Here is a 17,163-nt window from a genome sequence, read left to right as displayed (position 1 = left end):
TGTTTTGTTGCGTGGAACGAAGCGAGAGGAAGTAGAACGAGGTCAGGTGTTGTGCAAGCCGGGTTCGATCACCCCCCATAAGAAGTTTGAGGCAGAGGTGTATATATTGTCTAAAGAGGAAGGAGGTCGCCACACGCCATTTTTCAAAGGCTATAGGCCGCAGTTTTATTTTAGGACGACAGATGTGACCGGAGCGGTGGAGTTGGAAGCGAATGTTGAGATGGTGATGCCGGGAGACAATGTGAAGATGGTGGTGAGCTTGATAGGTCCTATAGCGATGGAAGAAGGTTTACGTTTTGCGATTAGAGAAGGTGGACGAACTGTCGGTGCCGGCGTTGTGTCCAAGATTATAGAATAGCAGTAGCTTTCTTCAGTGGGTAGTGTGATGGTTAATGATAGGCCAGTAGCTCAATTGGTAGAGCAGCGGTCTCCAAAACCGCAGGTTGGGGGTTCGAGTCCCTCCTGGCCTGCCACGGTTTGGGAATGTGGTTGAAGGATAAGTCGGATGGCGGATGTGCATAATTCACTACTAGATCGTCTTAAGATGGCAAGCGTATTCCTGTCTTTACTGGTGGGGATATTTCTATTTTATTATATGTCTGACCAGATATTGTTGTATCGGGTGATTGCGATTTTGACGATGGTTATCATTGCTATCACATTATTCTTTTTAACCAAATCAGGTAAAAACACCGCGGTCTTTTTGCAAGGTGCCCAAGTTGAATTGCAGAAAACCGTATGGCCTACGAAAGCTGAGACCGTGCACACTACACTGTTGATCTTCGTCGCGGTTTTGATAGTGGCTCTTTTTCTATGGGCTCTTGATTTGTTTTTAGCTTGGTTTATGCAAATTATTATTAAGTGATTAATATGGAATGGTATGCAGTGCAAACATATTCGGGTTATGAAAATACGGTGATGAATTCCCTGAGAGAGAGAGTACAGCGAGGAAATCTGGAGAGTTGTTTCGGTGAAATTATGATTCCTAAAGAAACTGTCGTTGAAATGCGCGGTGGGAAAAAACATCAAGTAGAGCGTAGGTTTTTTCCTGGTTATATATTAGTGGAAATGGTCATGGATGAAAAAACTTGGCACTTGGTAAATAGTGTCCCAAAAGTGGTTGGCTTTATCGGCAGTTCACCGCAAAACCCGACCCCAGTGCCGGATAAGGAAATTGAAAACATTGTCAGCCGTATACGAGAAGATGCGAGTAAGCCCAGACCCAAGGTGTTGTATGAAGTCGGCGAAGTGGTGCGTGTGACGAGCGGTCCTTTTAACGATTTCAACGGCATTGTCGAAGAAGTTGATTATGAAAAAAATCGGTTATTGGTGAGCGTACAGATTTTCGGTCGCTCGACGCCGGTGGAAATTACATTTAGTCAGGTTGAAAAAACTTAGAGGTCAATAGTGGCAGCGAAAATAAAAACTTATGTGAAGTTACAGATCCCAGCTGGGTCAGCTAATCCGAGTCCGCCGGTAGGTCCGGCTTTGGGTCAGCACGGATTGCCTATACAAGATTTTTGTAAGGAATTTAATAGTCGCAGTGAAAATTTTGAGAAAGGTATGCCGGTTCCGGTAGTGATAACAGTATTTGAAGATCGTACCTTTACTTTTATTATCAAGTCGCCGCCAGCTGCGGCGCTATTAAAAAAAGCGGCCGGTATAGATAAAGGCAGTGGTACGCCGAATATGGAAAAAGTGGCGAGCGTCACTCGCGCCCAACTAGAAGATATAGTGAAAACTAAACAAGCCGATTTAACCGCCGCGGAAATGGATGCGGCAGTGAGAACTATCGCTGGCACCGCTCGCAGCATGGGCATCACCGTTGAGGGTATATAAACATGGCGAGATTATCAAAGAGAAAAAAAATGATAACTGAGCAATGCAGTGCGCAGACACTATACCCATTGGCTGATGCATTTGAATTGTTAAAGAAATGTTCGACTGTTAAGTTTGACGAGTCGGTAGAAGTGAGTATCAGATTGGGCATTGATGCGCGTAAAAGTGATCAGTTGGTGCGCGGCGTAACCACATTGCCGCACGGGTTAGGCAAGCAAATAAAAGTTGCAGTTTTCACCCAAGGTGAGCAGATCGCAAAAGCCGAAGCAGTCGGTGCCGATGCGGTCGGGTTAGATGATTTGATAGACAAAGCCAAGCAAGGAGATTTTGATTACGATGCGGTGGTAGCATCTCCTGATGTAATGCCAAAGGTCGGTAGCATAGGACAGATTCTTGGTCCGCGCGGCTTAATGCCGAATCCTAAAGATGGTACGGTGAGTGCGGATGTCGCTGAAGCGGTGCGCAATATAAAAGCTGGACAAGCGAAATATCGGGCTGATAAAGCCGGTATACTGCATTGTAGCATTGGTAAACTTACTTTCACATCTCAACAACTGGCTGATAATTTCAACACATTATTGAGTGATGTCATTAAGGCCAAGCCGAGTTCGGCTAAAGGTCTGTACCTAAAGAAAATAAGTGTATCGTCAACGATGGGGCCGGGTTTGACAGTAGACCCCAGTAGTTTATCAGTTTGAAGGCATAGACATGGCGTTAAAAATTGAAGACAAACAACGGATTACTGAGGAAGTTGCGGCGGTTGCTGCACAAGCCAAATCAGTGGTCGCAGTAGATTATCATGGCATCACTGCGAATCAGATGACTGAGTTGCGCAAGCAAGGGCGTCAGCAAGATGTTTGTATTCGGGTTGTTAAAAATAGTCTAGCGCGGCGGGCATTAGAGGATACGCCTTTTGCCTGCTTGAGTGAGCATCTGTCGGGTCCTATCATGTTTGCTTTTTCATTGACAGATGTAGCGGCGGCTGCGCGCATTGTTAATGATCTTGCTAAAGAAATTGAGGCGATTGAGGTTAAGCTGATTTCACTGGATGGTGAACTGCACGATATTTCTAAAATTAAGCAACTCGCCGAATTGCCGACTTACGAGCAGGCGGTGAGCTTGATGATGGCGGTTATGAAAGCTCCGCTGGAGAAGTTAGTGAGGACGATTAAAGCACCAGTGGTGCAAGCGGTGCAGGTTGTCGATGCGGTGCGTAGCGACAAGGACAAGAGTTAAAGATTTTTTCACATTTTATTTATAGACATAAGGAGTAAGTAATGGCTGTTTCAAAAGAAGAAATATTAGATGCAATTTCTAATATGTCGGTTATGGATGTTGTTGATTTAGTTTCAGCAATGGAAGAGAAATTCGGCGTATCGGCGGCTGCGGTTGCGGCGGCACCGGTGGCAGCCGCTGGTGATGGCGCTGCTGAGGAAGCTAAAACTTCCTTTGATGTCGTATTGAATAGTTTCGGTGACAATAAGGTGGCAGTAATCAAGGCGGTGAGAGCAGTTACCAGTCTAGGTCTGAAGGAAGCTAAAGATATGGTTGAAGGTGCACCGGCTACGGTCAAGGAAGGTGTGGCAACCGACGAAGCGGAAGGGATAAAGAAGCAACTCGAAGAGGCCGGGGCTTCTGTTGAACTTAAATAAGTCGGTCATTCATTTCACACTACCTGGTTCGTCCACTTTGGTACGAACGGCGGCAATTATAGTACTTCATAACAGGAGGGTCAATTATGTCTTATAGCTATATGGCAAAAAAACGGATACGCAAACATTTTGGAAAATTTGTTGAACAGCACAGTATTCCATATATGTTGCAGATGCAGATATCTTCGTACAGTGATTTTTTGCAAAATGATATAGCTGCCGAGGATAGAAAGAATATGGGTTTGCAAGCTATATTTAAGTCTATCTTTCCTATCGTAAGCCATTCTAAAACTGCGATGATTGAATTTGTCAGTTATCGTTTAGCGCCACCTCGTTTCGATGTTAGAGAATGTCGGATGAGAGGGCACAGTTATGAATCGGCTATGCATGTCACGATGCGTTTGGTGTTTTATGCCAAGAAAGGCACTCGGGTTATCACTGATGAGCCGAAAGAGGTTAAAGAGCAAGAAGTCTATATGGGCGAGTTACCTTTGATGACCGATACTGGAACTTTTGTTATCAATGGCACTGAGCGCGTGGTGGTGTCGCAGTTGCATCGCTCACCAGGTGTTTTCTTCGAGCAGGAAAAAAGGAAGACACAAAATGTAAAAGTAACTTACGCTGGACGCATTATTCCGTATCGCGGTTCGTGGTTGGATTTTGAATTTGACTCTAAAGATTGCATGTATGTGCGCATTGACAGACGCTGCAAAATACCCGTCACAATTTTTCTAAGAGCTTTGGGTATGAGCGATGAAGAAATGTTGAATACCTTTTTCGAGTTGGATACTGTTAAATATGACAAAGGTGTTTATAGCATGGACTTGGTTGCCGAGCGGCTACGCGGTCAGATTTTGGATTTTGCTATAGAGACGCCGTCGCGAGTGATCGTCGAAGCCAATCGCCGTATTAATGCCGCACATATTAGAGCACTTGAAAAATCACGCCTCAAAAGGTTTGTTGTGCCACCCGAATATTTGCATGGCAAGACGCACGCAAAAGATATCATTCATCCTGACACTGGAGAACTACTGGCTAGAGCCAATGAAGAGATAACCGAGGGCTGGTTAAAGAAATTTGAAGAATCAGGGCTGGATAGTTTTCAGGTAATCTATGTAAATGATATTAACCGAGGGTCTTATATATCCGATACTTTGAATATCGATAGTTGTCAACGGACCCAGCTGGCTTCTTATTTTGAGATTTATTGTCGGATGCATCCGGGTGAGAAGCAACCACCGGAAGAGCACGCTAGGACCCGATTTCTGGATTTGTTCAGCAATCCAGATCGTTATGATTTATCGGAAGTTGGCAGAATGAAATTTAATAGTCGATTAGGACGAGAAACGATGACTGGTTCGCGTGTCTTGGATAAGAAAGATATTATTGATGTCATTAGCATGCTGATAAAAATACATAACGGCGAGGGTTCAGTAGACGATATTGATCACTTGGGTAATCGCCGAGTTCGGTGCGTAGGTGAAATGGTAGGCAATGCTTTGCGCATTGGGTTGGTGCGTGTTGAACATGTTGTCAAGGAACGTCTGGCGACCGCCGAAACCGATAAGTTGACCTCTAAAGATTTGGTTAATTCAAAACCTATATCTGCTGCAATTAAAGAGTTTTTTGGTTCCAGTCAGCTATCACAATTTATGGAGCAAAATAATCCGTTGTCCGAAGTTACCCATAAGCGCCGAATTTCAGCTTTGGGTCCTGGTGGTTTAGCTCGCGAACACGCTGGCTTTGAAGTTCGCGATGTGCATCCGACACACTACGGTCGTCTGTGTCCTATTGAGACGCCTGAGGGAGCTAATATTGGTTTGATTAACTCACTTGCAGTTTATGCCCACCCGAACCACTACGGTTTTATTGAAACTTGCTATTTGGAAGTCAAGAACTCAGTGGTGACTGGCAAAGTGCGATATTTATCGGCGATAGAGGAGGGCAATTATGTAATCGCCCAAGCAAATGCTGAAATAGACGATAAAAATAAACTGGTGGGAGAGTTTGTTTCGTGCCGCAAGAATAACGAGTTTAGTTTGTTCCCGCCGGATAAAGTTGAATTAATAGATGTCTCACCCAAGCAAATTGCATCGGCTGCAGCTGCCTTGATTCCGTTTTTGGAGCACGACGATGCCAATCGTGCGTTGATGGGTTCTAACATGCAACGCCAAGCAGTGCCTTTGTTGCGTAGTGAAAAGCCGTTGGTAGGAACTGGTCTGGAAGCGACTGTGGCGACCGACTCGGGAGCATTACTGGTAGCCTTGCGTGGCGGCATCGTAGACACAGTGGATGCAGCACGCATAGTCGTGAGAGTTGACGATAAAGAAGTGTTGGCTGACGATGCTGGTGTTGATATATACGAACTAACCAAATATATGCGCTCAAACTATAACACCTGTGTTAGTCAAAGACCTTTGGTCAAAGCCGGCGATGCTGTAGAGAAAGGAGATATTTTAGCCGATGGTTCAGCAACTGATATGGGAGAATTAGCACTCGGCAAGAATATGCTGGTTGCTTTTATGCCGTGGAACGGCTACAACTATGAAGACTCGATACTCATCTCTGATAGAGTGGTGGAGGAGGATAGCTTTACTTCAATACATATAGAAGAACTGAAATGTGAAGCGCGCTCGACCAAACTAGGTGAGGAAGAAATTACCGCCGATATCCCCAATGTTAGCGAAGGTTTGTTATCCAAGCTTGATGACTCAGGCATTGTTTATATAGGCGCCGAAGTTAAATCTGGTGATATTCTGGTTGGCAAGGTAACCCCAAAGAGCGAGGGTACCCTAACGCCAGAAGAGAAGTTGTTGCAAGCCATCTTTGACGAGAAAGCATCAGATGTAAAAAATAATTCCTTGCGCGTGCCCGCAGGTATCGAAGGCACCGTCATTGATGTCAAAATTTTCACCCGCGAGGATATCGAACTAGATGACCGAGCAAAGGCGATACAAAAGCTCGAGATAGAGAATGCTCGTAAGGACTATAACGACAAATTGCGCATCTACGAGAATGATATTTTCAATAGAGTACGGAATTTAATCTTAAATAAGGTGGCGGTCGGAGGTCCCAATGCATTAGCAGAGGGCATGAAGGTGACACAGTCGTATTTGGATCATCTAGGGCGTGATAAATGGTTTAGCGTACGCCTGCAAAATGATGAGGTCAGTAAGCAAATGGAGAAACTGGCTAGAAGTTTGAAGGAGCAACGAACACGTTTGGATAAACACTTTAAGGATAAGCAGGAGAGATTGCGTGCCGGTGATTCTATGCAACCTGATGTTAGGAAGATGGTCAAGGTTTATATAGCAGTTAAACGGCGCATACAGCCAGGTGATAAACTGGCTGGGCGACACGGTAACAAAGGGGTAGTCTCAGCGATAGTTCCGGCTGAGGATATGCCTTATTTAGAAGATGGCACGCCAGTAGATATTGTTTTAAACCCACTGGGGGTGCCTTCGCGGATGAATGTAGGGCAAGTCTTGGAGACGCATTTGGGTTGGGCTGCTAAAGCCTTAGGCTGGAAGATCGGCGAAATGTTAGGGCGTGGCGACAAAGCATCAACAATACGTGATTTTCTACAGAACATCTACGATTATAACGAGGGCGAAACCATCCATAAAGAACATCTGCATCAATTAAAAGATGCCGAGATAATGAGTTTAGCTGATAATTTGAGTAGCGGTATACCAGTAGCAACGCCGGTCTTCGACGGTGTTAAAGAAAAAGAGATAAAAGGCATGCTGTCTTTAGCCGAGTTGCCGCAATCTGGGCAAGCGATACTCAGAGACGGACGCACTGGCGATTTATTCAACAGACCAATTACGGTCGGCTATATGTATATCATGAAATTGAATCACATGGTTGACGATAAGATGCACGCTCGTGCAACCGGTCCCTATAGTATGATCACCCAACATCCTTTAGGAGGCAAAGCACAAAGCGGCGGGCAACGTTTTGGTGAGATGGAGGTGTGGGCACTTGAAGCATACGGTGCCTCACATATTTTGCAAGAAATGCTGACCGTAAAATCAGACGATGTACGTGGACGCAACAAAGTTTACAAAAGCATAGTTAACAACGACTGCAATGTCGAACCGAATATTCCGGAATCTTTTAATGTCCTAGTTAAAGAAATACGATCGCTAGGCATTAATATGGAACTGGAATTTAAAGACTCCTAATAACGACAAGGAATATAAAAGCATGAGAGGATTATTTGATATACTTAAAAAATCTCAACACGACGAGAATAAATTTAGTTCTTTGAGAATTAGTCTAGCGTCTCCCGATGATGTACGCTCGTGGTCTTTCGGTGAAGTGAAAAAGCCAGAGACCATTAACTACCGCACTTTGAAGCCTGAGCGCGATGGTTTGTTCTGTGCTAAGATTTTCGGACCACCTAAGGATTTCGAATGCCTGTGCGGTAAGTACAAACGGCTTAAACATCGCGGTGCGGTGTGCGAGAAATGTGGTGTTGAGGTGACCGTCTCGCGGGTGCGCCGTGAACGCATGGGACATATAGAGCTTGCTAGTCCGGTCGTGCATATATGGTTTCTGAAGTCATTACCTTCGCGTATAGGTTTGCTGCTTGACATGCCAGCTAGCGAGATAGAACGAGTACTCTATTTTGAGAGCTATGTGGTGCTGGACCCCGGCATGACAGATCTAAAAGTTAAGCAGATATTAAACGACGAGGAATACTTCGATATGATCGAGGCGCACGGTGAACAGTTTGAAGTAGGCATGGGTGCAGAAGCAATTATGAAGCTACTGCAGAATATTGATCTGGAGAAGAGCCTCATCGAGTTGAGCGAGGATATCACCAAGACTAAGTCGGAAGCTAAAATCAAACGCTTAAATAAGCGTATTAAGCTGATAAAAGCGTTTATAGACTCAGGCAACAAACCTGAGTGGATGGTTTTGACGGTGTTGCCCATATTGCCGCCTGATTTACGCCCATTGGTGCAGCTCAAAGACGGTCGCTTCACCAGTTCCGATTTGAACGATTTGTATCGCCGAGTGATTAATCGTAATAATCGGTTACGCCGCTTGCTTGAAATTAACGCACCCAGTATTATTGTGCGCAACGAAAAGCGCATGCTACAAGAAGCGGTTGACGCTTTGCTGGATAATGGCCGTAGCGGTCGAGTCGCAGTTGCCAACAACAAACGACAATTAAAGTCTCTGGCTGATATGATTAAAGGTAAGCAAGGGCGATTTCGTCAGAACTTACTTGGCAAGCGAGTAGATTACTCTGGGCGTTCGGTCATCGTTGTAGGTCCATCGCTGAAGCTCCATCAATGCGGTATTCCAAAGCACATGGCGCTACAGTTATTTAAACCTTTTATCTACAGCAAGCTCTATCTGAGAGGACTTGTTGCAACAATTAAGAATGCTAAAAAGTTGTTTGAGCAACAAGGCCCCGAAGTATGGGATGTATTAGATGAGATTATCAGAGAATATCCGATCCTTCTCAATCGTGCACCGACATTGCATCGTCTGGGGATACAGGCTTTTGAACCGATCTTGATAGAGGGTAAAGCAATACAGTTGCATCCTCTGGTTTGTACTGCATTCAACGCCGATTTTGATGGTGATCAGATGGCTGTGCATGTGCCTTTGTCTTTGGAGGCGCAGGCCGAAGCACGTTGTTTGATGATGTCTAGCAACAATATATTTTCTCCGGCAAGCGGGGCACCGATTATTGTTCCTAACCAAGACATCGTCTTAGGTTTATATTATATGACTCGTCAGAGTATCAATGCGCTTGGTGAAGGTAGTCTATATGCTGATTTGGATGAACTGCAAAGAGCTTATGACAATAAACAAGTTAGTTTGCACGCGCGTATCAAAGTGCGCCTTAAGCAGCCCAATACTGATCAGCTTAAGTTGGTCGAGACTACCGCCGGTCGAGCGATATTATCCGGCATACTGCCTGCAGGGTTGCCTTTCAAGTTAATTGATAGAGTATTGGATAAACGGGGCATCCTGGAACTTATCTCTGTGAGCTATCGTGAGGCGGGACTTAAAGAAACAGTTGTTTTTGCCGATCAGCTGATGTATACCGGCTTTCACTATGCGACGATGGCGGGTATTTCTTTCGGCGTAGACGATATGGTTATTCCGCAAGATAAGCAGTTTGTTTTGGCTGAAGCTGAAGAGGAAGTCAAGGCGATAGAGCATCAATACGCCGATGGATTGGTTACCAGTGGAGAGAAATATAATAAGACGGTTGATATTTGGTCTAACGCCAACGATAAAATTGCATCTCACATGATGACCGAGTTGAGTTCTGAGAAAATCAAAGACCGTGATGGTAAAGAAGTATCTCAACCGTCTTTTAATTCTATCTTTATGATGGCTGATTCAGGTGCTCGTGGTTCCGCCGCGCAGATTAGACAACTCGCCGGCATGCGTGGGCTGATGGCAAAGCCGGATGGTTCTATTATTGAGACCCCGATTACCGCCAATTTCCGTGAAGGTTTGAACCTTTTGCAATACTTTATTTCTACCCACGGTGCACGCAAAGGGCTTGCCGACACGGCACTGAAGACCGCGAACTCAGGCTATTTGACGCGCCGACTAGTGGATGCATCTCAAGATGTTGTTATTTCTATAGAAGATTGTGGTACCGAACAAGGTATCTATATCAAAGCGAATATAGAAGGTGGCGAAGTGGTCGAGAAACTAGCCGACCGCGTCTTGGGTAGGGTGCTTGCTGAAGATGTAAAGATAGGTGGCAAAACGATACTCGCAAAAGCGACTATGCTGGGTGAGGAAGAAACAGCATTATTGAACCGCGAAGGCGTAGATCAAATTAAAGTGCGTTCACCTATTACCTGCGAGGCGCAAAAGGGTATTTGTGCAATGTGCTACGGTCGTGATTTGGCTAGAGGTTATCTGGTGTGTAAGGGAGAAGCGGTTGGTATTATCGCCGCCCAATCGATAGGTGAGCCCGGCACACAGCTGACGATGAGAACCTTTCATATAGGTGGTGCGGTGAGCCGCTCAGTTTCGGTAAATAGCATCACACCGAAAACCGACGGTATTGTACGACTGCATAAAGTGAAGTTGTTAAAACACGAAGACGGTTATATCGTTGTCTCTCGCTCTGGCGAAATAAGTATCGTCACAGAGGCTGGCAATGAGCGAGAACGGTATAAGATTCCTTATGGTGCCCGACTAAAATACGGTGAAGGATACGCCGTGGAGGCTGGCACCACTATCGTCAACTGGGATCCTCATACGCATCCGGTAATCGCCGAAACCGAAGGGACAATTGTATTGGAGCACTTTGTCGAGGGCATTACCGTGCTCAAGCAGACTGATGAGATGACTGGTTTGAGTTCTTATATGGTGATGTCTGGGATGAAAGAGCAAACACCGGCTATTTTGATTACTCGTAAAGGCAAAGAAATAAAACTAGACGATGGCAGAATGGCGCATTATCGTCTGATGCCCGGCATGATAGTGACGGTAGAAGACGGCGCTAAGGTACGGGTAGGGGATACGATTGCGCGTATTCCTCAAGAAAGTTCTAAGACCCGTGATATTACTGGTGGATTGCCGCGAGTCGTCGATTTATTCGAAGCACGCATCCCTCAAGATGCAGCTATCTTAGCCGAATGCTCAGGGACTATCAGTTTTGATAGAGAAATTCGCGGTAAGCAGAAAATTGTCATTACTGGTAAAGAAGAAAAACATTATGTAATGGTACCCAAGTGGCGGCGTGTGGAAATAGCCGAGGGTGAGTATGTAGAAAAAGGTGAAGTCATATCCGAAGGAGAGAGAAATCTACACGACATCTTGCGATTGTTGGGCGTTAATGAGATGGCTGAGTATTTGGTAAAAGAAATACAGGATGTATACCGATTGCAAGGCGTTAAAATCAACGATAAACATATTGAGGTGATTATTCGGCAGATGATGCGTAAGGTGCATATTACTGATCCGGGTGATAGCAACTATTTGGTTGACGACGATGTTGATAAAAATAAAGTGATGGATACTAATAAAAGTCTTGAAGAAGCAGGCAAGCAGCTCGCTCAGTATGTGCCTCTATTGCAGGGTATCAAAAAAGCGTCGCTTTCTACTGAGTCATTTATTTCTGCGGCATCATTCCAAGAAACTACTAGAATCCTGACCGAATCGGCGATCAACGGTTCACGCGATGACCTCAAAGGCCTGAAAGAAAATGTAATTGTGGGTCGTTTGATACCGGCCGGTACGGCATGGGAGATTCCTGAGAAGAACTTAATGGATGCGTTTGAGATGGACCTGCAAAGCACCCTTCAAAAAGAATCTACCGAAACGGTAAAAGATAATCTTTGATTGCCCAAGCGGATCGTTGGTATATTTATAAAGCAACCTCGCAGAGTTGTTTTTATGTATGGATAGCTTGTCTCTCCTTCTAGAAAATGCAGCGGTCTTTACTATTTGTTTGTGCGTTGAACACCTGCCGTTCAATAATAGGGCATGCGGTTTTTGATTATATAATAGAACATACACACATTGCGTTGCAGGTAGCGTCGGCAGGGATTTGGGCTACCGACGGGTTATCTTGTGATGCGCAAGCCCAGGCTGTTGCCACGCGTCGTGGCTACGATTTATCGATTTATAGTTCAAACGCTCTAGCATCTGTGTCGGCTGAGGATTACAGCAATGTATATATCTTCGAGCAGGCGCACTTTGAGCCGGTTCGGCATTGGCTGGGAGGACGGCGTGTGCCTGAGTATATAATGAATTATTCAAAATACTTTGGTAATCAGCAAGTGCTGATGCAAGCGCATAGTGATATAGCCTACACGCGTATGTTTGATTTGATAGAAGATGGTTGTTTTGGGCTCTACAAACAGTTGTGTGCGGAGAGAGAGCAATGACATTTAACCCCAAGCAGCACTGCTTGGCTTCGCTATTGAATATAAAGCCTTATCAGCCGGGCAAGAGTATTGATGATTTAGAGATCAATTTAATCGCCGCTGAACCTATCAAACTGTCTTCAAACGAGAATGTTTTCGGACCTAGCCGTTATGCGGTTGAAGTGATTCAGGAATACGCTGATCAAGTCTATCTTTATCCAGGCAATAGTGCTTCGCTACTCAAGGAAAAGATTGCCGAACGATACGGAGTTTCGACAACACAAGTCTCACTGGGTAATGGTTCTAACGAATTACTGGAATTTGTTGCGCGTTGCTTTTTAGATAAAGATAAAAACGCGGTTTACTCTCAACACGCATTTGAAGTGTATGCATTAGCCACGCAACTATCGGGTGCTACTGCGCGCCCAGCGCCAGCTGTGCCTAGCGATGGCGAAATGCCATACGGACATGACCTGCATAGTTTTGTTGATGTAATTGACGAGCGCACCGCGGTGGTATTTATCGCTAACCCAAACAATCCTACTGGCACTTGGCTCAAGGAGGACGAACTCAGGAAATTTATGCAATTGCTCGATGAGCGTATCGTCGTCGTTGTTGATCAAGCCTATGCCGAATATGCCCAAGCTTGTGATTACCCCGATGTGTCAAAGTGGTTGGACGAGTATCCGAATCTGATTGTGATACAAACTTTTTCTAAAATTTATGCATTGGCAGGTTTGCGTATAGGGTATGCGTTATCGTCAACGGCAATTGCCGACCTGTTCAACCGCTTGCGCCAGCCGTTCAATAATAATGTATTGGCACTAAAAGCTGCGATTGCATCGCTTGACGATAAAGCGCATGTTGAAAATAGTGTGCGGCTGAATAGCGAAGGTCTAGCTTATCTACGCGATGGCTGTAATGCCCTCGGCTTGACTTGCTTGCCATCGGCAGCGAACTTTTTATGTATCGAGATAGGGGAAAGAGCTGCTGCGATTTATCGTGCCCTGTTAAGACACGGTGTGATTATACGGGCAATAGAAAATTACGATATGCCAAATCATTTACGGGTAACAGTCGGCACTATGGAGCAAAACGAACATTTTCTTAACACCCTAAAACAGCTACTAGAGTATAGTTGATGGGTAGTGTCGATCAAGTCGTTGTCGGTGTTATAGGCACAGGTTTAATTGGTACTTCCTTTGCGTTGGCACTCAAAGAGGACGATGCTAAGCGACCAATACTGGGTTATGACCTAAACGAAACATGCGCTAAACAGGCACTCGCCAGAGATGCTTTTGACAGTTTTGCGCAAAGCCCGATTCAGCTTGCCGAGCAGTGCGATATTCTGGTTATCGCAACGCCGGTCAGTGCGTTGCGCGGTATTTTCGAACAAATCAAAGAACTAGCCGACCAGGTTATAACAACTGATGTGAGTAGTGTTAAACGTAGCGTAATCAATGACGCATGTTCGGTTTGGGGGAGCGTGCCAGCACGAATGGTGCTTGCACACCCTATAGCGGGCGGTGAAAACAGCGGCCCGTTGTCGGCGTCTGCAGATCTATTCCGATCGCGTTATGTATTTATCACACCGCAACCGCAAAATGATACAGTTGCAGTCAATAAAGTGACCGAATTATGGCGGAAAGTGGGGGCAAAAATAGAAGAACTCTCGGCACTACAACACGATCAGTTATTTGCTGCAACCAGCCATCTGCCGCATCTCGTCGCCTACGCATTAATAAATTCTTTGGAACAAGACGGTATAAACATCGCTTTTTCTGCTGGTGGTCTAGCCGATTTCACTCGTATCGCTGCCAGCGACCCAGTCATGTGGCGGGATATATCTATGGCAAACTCCGACTATATACTCAAAGCAATTGCTTCGTTTGAGAAGAGTTTGGCGACAATCCGCCGAATGATCGCCGATCAACAAAGCGATCAATTGCTTGAATTGCTGAACAAAACGGTAACCGACAAAGCGAAGCTAAACCTTAAAGATTAGAGTGCTCTAGGTCATCATCCGATCATTTGCTTTTGTAGTTAGCTACTGAACTTAACTTTCTGATACTGCGTTTTTTTAGATACGACACTATATGCAAACGCCATAAAATTTTAATAAACATATATCCGAGCGCAGCCGATACACAACTCATAATAAAGCTACCGAGTAGAAACGGTTGCCATAAATTATCTACTTGCAATAGTCTATCTATACCAGTTGTATCACCGAACTCAACGACTGGTGTTTGCAATATCCATTGGCCAATTTTATAGCACAAATAGAGAATAGGGGTTATCGTCAGTGGGTTGCTGATCCATACCAACATAACCGCCACCGGAATATTCGCTCCCACCAATACAGCAATCAAAGCTGCTGGTATCATTTGAAAAGGAATAGGGATAAAGGCACAAAATAATCCTATGGCAAAGGCATTTGCGATAGATTTGCGATTGATGTGCCACAGGTTTTCTTTGTGGATTAATGCGCCAAGAAATTTTAATTGCGGATGTGTTCGCAATTTATGCCTGCGTGGGAAAAATCGTTCTATCAGTTTTTTGGGCATATTCGTCAGTTTGGAGAGAAATGCATATTTTAAAGCATTTAAGGTGCTTATATGCTTTCTCCGATTTATATTTTCACGCTTTCTTTTCTAGCCGGCAATCTATCTCTGCAAGTGCTTCCGGTGGTGCCGCAAATACCTGGGTCTATGGGCGTTGCTTGCGCGGCTTTATTGTTTTTTGCCAAGCTGAGATGGCGTTTGCTGGGTAGTTTTTGTTTAGGTTTGTTCTGGACTGCCTATGCGGTATCGCCATCTAGTGATGCTGGGCGTAGTGCTGAATGGGAGGGAGAGACTGTCACCGTTGTCGGGCGGGTTGCAACCATTCCTATACAACGGGTCGGTAGTACACAATTCATATTGGATGTAGTAGACGCGCCTGATATAGCACATTTTCCTAAGCGTATTAGAACCAGTGTCTATAAATACGGAGAGCAAATACGGGTGACCGATATTTTACACGCCGAACTTAAACTTAAAGCGCCATACGGTCTTGCCAATCCGCATACTTTTGATTATCAACAATGGCTGACAATGCGAGGAATAGATGCGACCGCTTATGTGCGTTCTTATCGAAAGCAGGAGAGAACCGATTCGGCAGGCATGATACAACGATGGCGTCAATTGCTTTTTGACAAGTTGCAGTCTTATAAAGATCGTTTTTCACAAATTGATTCTATTGCGGCAATTACCTTAGGTTTAAGTTCGCTATTATCTTATCAACAAAGGGAGACCTTAAGTGCTACTGGCACGCATCACCTATTTGCCGTCTCTGGCTTACATATAGGTTTGGTTTTCGGTTTTTTCTATATATTGATAGAGCATTTGTGGCGTATTTTATTTTTACATCGTTATTTGTATCCGTCGCGCGATGTTGCTTTGCTTGGTGCGCTACCGGCAGCGATTGCTTATGCTGCGCTGGCTGGTTTTTCAGTGCCTACCCAACGCGCTTTGATTATGCTGGTGTGCATCGTTTGTGCCGGTCTTCTTAGGTATCGCATATCATTACCGCAGTCTTTGGCAGTCGCATTATTATTGATTTTGATATATGACCCGCTAGCCACTTTGTCTATTTCTTTTTGGCTATCTTTTACTGCGGTTGCGATGATTGCCCTGTTTTTAGTCATTTCACCTAATCTGCGTGGCTGGAAGCTATGGTTCGGCATGCAAATGTATATCGCTACAGTGATGGTCATACCTTCGTTGTTGTTTTTCACTCGCGGCGCATTGATTTCACCGTTTGCCAATATGGTTATCGTCCCACTCACCGCTTTTGTGGTATTGCCTTGCTCGCTGATGGCAGTTGCCGGTTTTATGTTACACGACTTGGTAGCATTATTTTTTATGTCTATAGCCGATTACTTGTTTGCGGTGTTATGGCAAATAAACGATTGGTTTGCAAGTTATGCACCACAATGGTTTCATGCAATAGACAATAGGGCTGCGTTGTTTGCCTTGATAGGCGTTGTATTATTCGTTGCGTTGAAAAGAAAGACCTTGCGCTGTTTTGCAGTGTTGCTGTTGTTGCCACTATTGCCGTTTTTTAGTGCACCCCCGGCGGTTGCACCAGGTGCATTTAAGGTGGTGTTTTTTGATGTCGGGCAGGGACTATCGGTTTTGGTGCGCACTCGCGAGCACAATTTGATTTACGATACCGGCCCTCGCTATCGCTCTGGCTTTAATGCTGTGCATAGCGTCATTTTGCCTTACTTACGGGCACAGCATATAAATACTTTGGATACATTGGTTGTCTCGCACGCCGATAACGATCACGCCGGCGGTGCAGGGGTGTTGCTACAGTATATTTCTCCGCATCGCATACTGGTAGGGGAGGCTATTAAAACATCAGGACATCCTTTTGAGTATTGTCGGCACGGACAATCTTGGCTGTGGGACGGCGTTCGTTTTGAAATACTGTATCCGCTGCAGACAGCAACCGCTACTGGTAATAATGCATCGTGTGTATTACGCATCTCTAATCAAGAACATTCATTGTTGTTAACCGCCGATATAGAGAAAGCTGCCGAGCGTATTTTGGCAACACATCCCTCTTTGTCCAGCGATGTAATGTTAGTGCCGCATCACGGTAGCCGAACCTCTTCGACCGATGATTTTATCGACTCGGTGTCACCTAAAATGGCAGTCGTGACGAGCAGTTATGGCAACCGTTATGCATTGCCCAAGCCTGATATTATCGCTCGTTACTATAGCCGAGGTATTCAAGTATTGGATACTGCACTCAGCGGC

14 protein-coding genes and 1 tRNA gene are annotated in these 17,163 nt (G+C 45.0%); 14 read left to right on the top strand and 1 reads right to left on the bottom strand.

All coding sequences use genetic code 11. The annotated features are described in order from the left end of the window. The 13 genes from tuf to GDA45_07275 form a co-directional block, all read left to right on the top strand. Positions 1 to 358: elongation factor Tu (tuf, locus tag GDA45_07335; protein ID MBC6414672.1), on the top strand; the 358-nt coding region annotated here is incomplete at its 5' end. A 39-nt stretch (positions 359 to 397) separates the two neighbouring features. Beyond that, positions 398 to 473, top strand: a tRNA-Trp gene (locus GDA45_07330). Between the two features lie 32 nt (positions 474 to 505). Beyond that, positions 506 to 865, top strand: a complete 360-nt coding sequence (secE, locus tag GDA45_07325) for a preprotein translocase subunit SecE (protein ID MBC6414671.1) — start codon at positions 506 to 508, stop codon at positions 863 to 865. Beyond that, a complete protein-coding gene (gene nusG / locus GDA45_07320; GenBank protein MBC6414670.1) occupies positions 865 to 1,398 on the top strand; it encodes a transcription termination/antitermination protein NusG in 534 nt (177 codons plus the stop codon). Before secE ends, nusG begins: the two co-directional genes overlap by 1 nt. A gap of 9 nt (positions 1,399 to 1,407) precedes the next feature. Then, a complete protein-coding gene (gene rplK / locus GDA45_07315) occupies positions 1,408 to 1,839 on the top strand; it encodes a 50S ribosomal protein L11 (protein MBC6414669.1) in 432 nt (143 codons plus the stop codon). 2 nt (positions 1,840 to 1,841) lie between these two features. Then, complete coding sequence (gene rplA / locus GDA45_07310; GenBank protein ID MBC6414668.1) at positions 1,842 to 2,537, top strand: 50S ribosomal protein L1; 696 nt, start codon at positions 1,842 to 1,844, stop codon at positions 2,535 to 2,537. 10 nt (positions 2,538 to 2,547) lie between these two features. After that, positions 2,548 to 3,075, top strand: coding sequence for a 50S ribosomal protein L10 (rplJ, locus tag GDA45_07305; protein MBC6414667.1), 528 nt, complete (start codon positions 2,548 to 2,550; stop codon positions 3,073 to 3,075). Between the two features lie 41 nt (positions 3,076 to 3,116). Then, on the top strand, positions 3,117 to 3,491 hold the full coding sequence (rplL, locus tag GDA45_07300) for a 50S ribosomal protein L7/L12 (GenBank protein MBC6414666.1): 375 nt from the start codon (positions 3,117 to 3,119) through the stop codon (positions 3,489 to 3,491). Between the two features lie 86 nt (positions 3,492 to 3,577). Beyond that, a complete protein-coding gene (rpoB, locus tag GDA45_07295; GenBank protein ID MBC6414665.1) occupies positions 3,578 to 7,678 on the top strand; it encodes a DNA-directed RNA polymerase subunit beta in 4,101 nt (1,366 codons plus the stop codon). Between the two features lie 22 nt (positions 7,679 to 7,700). Continuing rightward, the gene (gene rpoC, locus GDA45_07290; protein ID MBC6414664.1) at positions 7,701 to 11,828 is read left to right on the top strand and encodes a DNA-directed RNA polymerase subunit beta'; all 4,128 of its coding nucleotides are present in this window, start codon (positions 7,701 to 7,703) and stop codon (positions 11,826 to 11,828) included. Between the two features lie 86 nt (positions 11,829 to 11,914). Next, positions 11,915 to 12,376: a hypothetical protein gene (locus GDA45_07285; GenBank protein ID MBC6414663.1), complete on the top strand. Its 462-nt coding sequence runs from the start codon at positions 11,915 to 11,917 to the stop codon at positions 12,374 to 12,376. After that, positions 12,373 to 13,497 carry a histidinol-phosphate transaminase gene (locus GDA45_07280; GenBank protein MBC6414662.1) on the top strand — a complete coding sequence of 375 codons (1,125 nt, stop codon included), beginning with the start codon at positions 12,373 to 12,375 and terminating at the stop codon, positions 13,495 to 13,497. Before GDA45_07285 ends, GDA45_07280 begins: the two co-directional genes overlap by 4 nt. Beyond that, the gene (locus GDA45_07275; protein ID MBC6414661.1) at positions 13,497 to 14,360 is read left to right on the top strand and encodes a prephenate dehydrogenase/arogenate dehydrogenase family protein; all 864 of its coding nucleotides are present in this window, start codon (positions 13,497 to 13,499) and stop codon (positions 14,358 to 14,360) included. The genes GDA45_07280 and GDA45_07275 overlap by 1 nt, the downstream gene beginning before the upstream one ends. Before the next feature lie 22 nt (positions 14,361 to 14,382). Here GDA45_07275 and GDA45_07270 read toward each other — a convergent pair whose 3' ends face one another. Then, complete coding sequence (locus GDA45_07270) at positions 14,383 to 14,922, bottom strand: DUF2062 domain-containing protein (GenBank protein MBC6414660.1); 540 nt, start codon at positions 14,920 to 14,922, stop codon at positions 14,383 to 14,385. A 51-nt stretch (positions 14,923 to 14,973) separates the two neighbouring features. Here GDA45_07270 and GDA45_07265 point away from each other — a divergent pair. Further along, positions 14,974 to 17,163: DNA internalization-related competence protein ComEC/Rec2 (locus GDA45_07265; GenBank protein MBC6414659.1), on the top strand; the 2,190-nt coding region annotated here is incomplete at its 3' end.

The organism is Chromatiales bacterium (assembly GCA_014323925.1).
In the GTDB taxonomy this organism is placed as follows: Bacteria; Pseudomonadota; Gammaproteobacteria; order Poriferisulfidales; family Oxydemutatoraceae; genus SP5GCR1.
This window is presented reverse-complemented; position numbering and strand designations above follow the sequence as displayed.